Here is a 6,324-nt window from a genome sequence, read left to right as displayed (position 1 = left end):
CTTTGCCTGTGAAACTACTTTACACTGCTTTACATTTTTTAATCAACTTTTGTTACTTCAGTAAACCTGATGCAAATTATTAGTTTTGCTTATTTAAAAGCAAATACTCTTTGTTTGCTTACTTCTCTGGGAATAATAGCTTTGTATACTACCGCTATTCTAGAAAAAATTAACCCTCAGCTTACAACTGGGGGCTTTTTTTGTTTGGCAAAATGGCATATCTCTAAATTAGAGGGTTGTTATGGTATTGGAGTAGGATACATTCCATGCGAAAAGTACTGACTTGCATTACCCCTGGTAGTTTGCTAGGGGTTTTATTTTTTATTTAAACTGAGAGCGATCGCATATTTTCTCTTCTTTTTCTTACTGCACTTGTTGTCTAATTTGTCAATGCGTAAGTCCTGACTTTATAGCACAAGAGTTAACAAGCTAATATAAAGCCGTCCTTTATGGCGGGGTTTTAAACCCAATTTTTCGATAAATCAAGGACAATACCCGTAATTCTATCCCAATTAGAAATTATCCGAACTGGGATAAACTCTTCCTTTCCAAGCGCCGCCGCGTCCTTGCCAGTGTCGTAGGGCTGAGTCTAAAGTCATTAGGGTATAGAGAAAAGCGATCGCAGGTAAGCTCAACGCGAACCAGACAGAACATTTATAAAAGCGGATCGTTGGGTAGTAAGCGAAAGTCATCAATAGCCATCCTAATAGACCTGTAAGTGCGATCGCCCAATTGCCCCAAACTGCACCCAGAATCATACATACAGGTGGTGCTAAATAAATCAGAGGCATTCCTACCAAAGTTCCCAATAGTAGTAATGGCGAATAATTCAGTTGGGTATAGGCAGTACGAGCAACCATATCCCAAATCGTCGCCAGCGAGTCATAGGGACGCAAACTGCGAGTCAAGGTACTCAACCCCAGCCAGATACGGCCCGTGGGGGAGGATGAGGGAGATGAGGGAGTAGAGGGGAAGGAAGAATTAGTGTGTATCCCACTCTCCCAGTCTCCTACTCTCCTAATACTTTTAACGGATTGAGCTAGGGCGCAATCGTCAATTAAAGCTTGGCGAATAACTTGGATACCCCCGATTCGTTCTAAAGCTTCACGGGCGATCAGAATAGATCCCCCAGCTGCGGCGGCTGTGGGATTTTTGGGATTATTCACCCAGCGAAAGGGATAGAGTTTCTGGAAGAAAAACACGAAAGCTGGAATCAAAAGTTTTTCCCAAAAGCTTTCACACCTGAGTCGCACCATTACCGAAACCAGGTCTAAATCTTCTTGGACAGCTTTAGCAACGAGTCGGCGGAGATTACCAGGATCGTGTTCGATATCTGCGTCAGTCAGCAAAAAATAATCAGGTGCCAATTTACTCGCGCTCTTTATACCTTGCTCAACGGACCAAAGTTTGCCCGACCAACTAGGAGGCAGTGATTCACCTGAGATAATATGCAGTTGTTGGGGTTTACCAACAGCGTATGCAACCCCTTCAGCAAAATTTGCTGTCCGGTCTGTGCTGCGATCGTCTACCAAAAATACGTTGAAAGAACCAGGATAATCTTGGAGTAGGAGCGATCGCAAGGTGATTGGTATCAACTCAGCTTCATTACGGGCTGGAACGACGGCACAAACCACAGGTAACGATTCTAGCTGAGTTTGTGTAACCTCTAATTGCTGGTCTGTCCGCCAAAATTGTCCCCAAAAACAGAGTAATCCTAACCAAATTGTCAAGGATAAGAGCATCAATCCTAATATAATTACACTCATGACCGTCGCTATCTCCCTGTGCAAAATTCCAAATCACTGTACCCCTACGGAATACTGATTTTAGACGAGGTGAACTAACAGTTTTCAGCAAAGAAAAGCTACAGATCGTTGACTTGTCTAAACTGCGATCGCTATCTATTGACATCTACCTCTAAAACGGAAGCTAATGCCTCATCGTACCGAGCATCCCAGTCTAATTGTCCAGGTAGCCCAGATTTTCTAGAGCGCCGGTCAACTAATATATGTTGACAAAAACGTCATTACGTGTGTATGGTCAAAACGCCTATTGATGGCTAAATTTTGAGGTCTAGTTTTTAGCGATCGCATTAAAACTGAGTGCATAAGGATTTCTCACCAGATTTATCAAACCGAAGTCATTTGTGAGAGGTTAAGGTCAGATACAATTTGTCAATAAGCAATAGTACTTAAAATATTGCTGAAATCGGGGTTAGAAACAGAATTTTTGATTGGGCGATGCCTAGGTTGGGCTTTGCCTACGCGTCATCTTGATACGCATCATTTATTCTTAACCCATAATTTCAGTACAACAGTTAACTTAATACCTCGGCTCTTTCCAAATTTTAAGCATAATTTCTAATTGACAAAAGTAAGATTATCTTAACCTCTCACCGATGAACCGAAGTGCAGAGGTCTTAGGGGCGGGTTAAGCGAGACATTCATGAATGATGGATTATATCTGTTAACCCGCCCCTACTGAAGAGTGAGAAATGCGGGATAAACGTTCGATTAACATAACACCCATATCCTGCGCTTTACGTCAACTACTTGTACTTGACCGGCGCTCTAGCACGTTTCCAGCCAAAGCGCTGTAGCCCTGCGGCGGCTCCCCCTGCCCAAAAGACAAAAGCGGGGGTGAGTAGGGTGGCAACCCATTGTTCAGCGAGTTTGCTGCCAAAGCTTTCCAGGATTTTTGCGGACATGGCGTGACCGAGAGAGTTGATAGGGCTGGGGCTATTCAGTTAGCCAACTGAAGAGTTTACCGACAGTGAGGCTGAAAGATTCGGCAAAGGGTGGGACGGGTAAGCGATCGCTCTCTTGTTCATAGACTGCGATGGTGCGTAGGCGTTGGCGTAGCCTCTCGCAGAGAAGCCCACCGTAGGTATCGCCAAAATAAACAAACACGAGTTCCTCTTCCGGGTCAATCAACCATCCCATTTAGGTGCTGTGGGCGACGCTGTGGAGGATGTTGCGGATAACTTTGGTTTGGCTTTGGTCGGGGGAGAGGATTTCTATCGTCCAGTCGGGGGCGATGGCGAAGGTATTGGACACCTTGCCGTTGCGATCGCGGGGAATCCGTTCCCAAGTGAAGACTGCAATATTAGGAACAATCGACCTGCCTCCAAAAGTGCAACGAAGTTCCGAATAAGCGCGGGCGATGTGTCCGGGTTTGAGCGCTTGGTTGATGTCAGTACCAAGGTCAAGCTGAAGTGTACTGTGTTTTCCTTGGGGCATGGGTTTTTGGATAATCTGACCGTCGATGAATTCACTGGCAGGTTTGGTTTCCGGCAGCTTGAGAAATTCATCGAGGGTCAAGGGTTTGGCAGGAGTTTGAACCATTGCCGTTTGGGGTGCGTGGGTTGTGAATATTGTATCGTTATGTTTAAGCGGGTTCGAGGGTAACTTTGTGAGTGGGGCACTGGGGCGTAGGGCGACCGATGCGATCGCTCTCTGTGCCGTTACAAAAAAACACTACAAAACAAGGATTGGCTTTTCCTGAAATTTTGGCTACACACCTGTATACTTTTAGCCAGATTTGAAGATGGTCGCTCTTTGAAAGAACTTCGGGGAGAGCTTTTATGAACTGGTGAGTTAGTGTGGTGTTGGAATTTCTACCGAAGGAGTCTAAATCTATTAGATCTCTTGCATAAATCAAAAATCAAGAACCCCACGCCGCATTTGAGTAAAGCAAACGCTCCCCTCCCCTTGTTATCGAATCACAATTAGTCTGTCGAATTACCCCACCCTAACCCTCCCCTTATAAAGGGGAGGGAACTAGATTTCTTTTTCCCCTGTTTTTTTCAAGTTCACCAGTTTTTTTATCCCTCCTTATAAAGGGGAGGGAACTAGATTTCTTTTTCCCCCCAATATATCGGGGGGATTAAGGGGGGTAGTTCTGGGATACAAGGGGAAAACAGACTTGTGTATACACGGTAGCCTTGCTAAGGGGAGAGGTGTTAGGGACTTTTGCAAGAGGTCTATTGCAAATTTTCAGTGACTCAGACACAATACTATGTCTACTGATATAGGAAAAATTTTTTTATCGGATTGCCGTATTCAAAACTAGGGTTGGGTGTTGAGGTTAAATAGGATTTGATGCAAACACAAGACAGGGTAAAAGTCAAGCAAGTCGCAGAAGCGATCGCAGCTAGCCAAGAATATCTGCTTTCGATTCAAAATCAGGCAGGTTACTGGTGGGCAGAGTTAGAATCTAATGTCACCATCACTGCTGAAGTCGTCCTTCTACATAAAATTTGGGGAACAGACCAAACAAGAGCTTTACACAAAGTTGAAGCATATTTGCGTCAACAGCAACGGCAGCATGGCGGCTGGGAACTTTACTACGGTGATGGCGGAGAAGTTAGCACTTCGGTTGAAGCGTATATGGCTCTAAGATTGCTAGGTGTACCAGCAACCGATCCGGCAATGCTTCGGGCGAAAACTTTTATTCTCCAACGAGGTGGAATCAGCAAAACTCGGATTTTTACCAAGTTGCACTTAGCCTTGATTGGTTGCTACAACTGGCGCGGTATTCCCTCGCTACCAGCTTGGGTGATGCTATTGCCGAAAGCTTTCCCAGTCAATATCTACGAGATGTCTAGCTGGGCACGTTCCAGTACAGTACCATTACTGGTTGTATGCGATCGCAAACCTGTTTTTCTCACCGACTCAACTTTCAACCTAGATGAGCTATACGCTGAAGGTGTTGATCAAGTCCGATGGGAATTACCCCAAAGTGGCGATTGGACAGATTTATTCCTCACCCTCGATCAGGGTTTCAAGTTAGCAGAAAGCCTTAATTTAGTACCCTTTCGCCAAGAAGGCATCAAAGCCGCCGAAAAATGGATTTTAGAGCGCCAAGAAGCTACAGGCGACTGGGGCGGCATTATTCCGGCGATGCTGAATTCTATGCTGGCTTTGCGGTGTTTGGATTATGACCAAAACGACCCTATTGTGGAACGAGGTTTGCAAGCAATTGATAACTTTGCCATTGAAACAGACAATAGCTACCGGGTACAACCTTGTGTTTCACCCGTCTGGGATACAGCTTGGGTGATGCGTGCTTTAGTAGAATCTGGCTTTGCACCAGATCATTGGGTTGTAGTCAAGGCTGGAGAATGGTTGTTGCAAAAACAAATTTTAGATTACGGAGATTGGTCTGTCAAAAATCGCCAAGGAAAACCAGGGGCTTGGGCGTTTGAGTTTGACAATCGCTTTTATCCCGATGTAGACGACTCGGCGGTGGTGGTGATGGCGCTAGATCTGGCGAAACTCCCCAATGAAAAAATCAAGCAAGCTGCGATCGCTCGGGCCTTAAACTGGATTGCATCTATGCAATGTAAACCGGGGGGGTGGGCTGCTTTTGATTTAGACAACGATCAAGATTGGCTCAACTCTATTCCTTATGGCGACTTAAAAGCCATGATCGATCCAAACACCGCAGATGTTACGGCTAGAGTGCTTGAAATGCTTGGTGCTTGTGACTTGGCAATTGATAGTGATAATTTAGAGCGATCGCTTACTTATCTTCTGCGCGAACAAGAAACCGAAGGCTGTTGGTTTGGTCGTTGGGGTGTAAATTATATCTACGGTACTAGTGGTGTTTTGTCAGCCTTGGCCTTAATTGATCCTCAAAGGCATAAACTCAGTCTAGAACGAGGAGCCACTTGGTTAATTGGATGTCAAAACCCAGATGGGGGTTGGGGTGAGACTTGCCGCAGCTACGACGATCCCAGTCTCAAAGGAAAAGGAAATAGTACTGCATCTCAAACTGCCTGGGCAATAATAGGGCTGATAGCAGCAGGTGAAGCAAATGGTAAATTAGCTCTTGAGGCTATTGAGCGGGGAATTGACTACCTGGTGGCAACTCAAAAGCCCGATGGTACTTGGTTTGAGGCAGACTTTACGGGTACTGGCTTCCCTTGCCATTTTTATCTCAAGTATCATCTGTATCAACAATACTTTCCTTTAATAGCTCTAGGTCGTTATCAAGCAGCAATTCAATTAAAAGTTGTTACTCAAAAATAGTGGATTTTTTTCAAAAAGCTGCGAAGAGAGAAAACTATATCCTTGCTTATACAGTACTTCCGGCAGCTATGAGGTACATCCTCAAAACTGAAAGCTTTGCTAGGAGAGGGGCAAGAAGAAAAACTATATTGCATAATAGCGGGAAGCGCTGTATCACAGCGTAGTGGCGTGGCAAGCAAAAAAATTGTGCATTAGACGTAGCGACTGTCTTAAAAGTCAAGCGATCGTTAACAAAAAAACGGGGGTTGGAGCATTGACGCAACTGAGGAACGCTGCGCTAGATTCGGCGGTG

Annotated in this window: 4 protein-coding genes and 1 pseudogene; 2 read left to right on the top strand and 3 right to left on the bottom strand. The window is 45.0% G+C overall.

Translation table 11 applies throughout. The features are described 5' to 3' along the window. Positions 1-512: 512 nt before the first annotated feature. The 3 genes and pseudogenes from V7K67_RS24240 to V7K67_RS24230 form a co-directional block, all read right to left on the bottom strand. Positions 513-1,766, bottom strand: coding sequence for a glycosyltransferase (locus tag V7K67_RS24240; protein WP_335168740.1), 1,254 nt, complete (start codon positions 1,764-1,766; stop codon positions 513-515). 782 nt (positions 1,767-2,548) lie between these two features. Next, positions 2,549-2,707, bottom strand: coding sequence for a hypothetical protein (locus V7K67_RS24235; protein WP_334729703.1), 159 nt, complete (start codon positions 2,705-2,707; stop codon positions 2,549-2,551). Positions 2,708-2,738: 31 nt separating this feature from the next. After that, positions 2,739-3,344 (bottom strand): annotated as a pseudogene (locus V7K67_RS24230) (Uma2 family endonuclease). Between the two features lie 71 nt (positions 3,345-3,415). On the opposite strand from V7K67_RS24230, the gene V7K67_RS24225 reads away from it, so the two are divergent. Both V7K67_RS24225 and shc read left to right on the top strand, forming a co-directional pair. Then, positions 3,416-3,544, top strand: a complete 129-nt coding sequence (locus tag V7K67_RS24225; protein WP_334729702.1) for a hypothetical protein — start codon at positions 3,416-3,418, stop codon at positions 3,542-3,544. A gap of 556 nt (positions 3,545-4,100) precedes the next feature. Next, on the top strand, positions 4,101-6,032 hold the full coding sequence (gene shc / locus V7K67_RS24220) for a squalene--hopene cyclase (protein ID WP_335168738.1): 1,932 nt from the start codon (positions 4,101-4,103) through the stop codon (positions 6,030-6,032). Positions 6,033-6,324: the final 292 nt, after the last annotated feature.

The sequence above is a fragment of the Nostoc sp. genome (assembly GCF_036917155.1).
In the GTDB taxonomy this organism is placed as follows: domain Bacteria; phylum Cyanobacteriota; class Cyanobacteriia; order Cyanobacteriales; family Nostocaceae; genus Nostoc.
The sequence above is the reverse complement of the archived record's forward strand: the minus strand, read 5'-3'. Positions and strand labels throughout refer to the sequence as shown.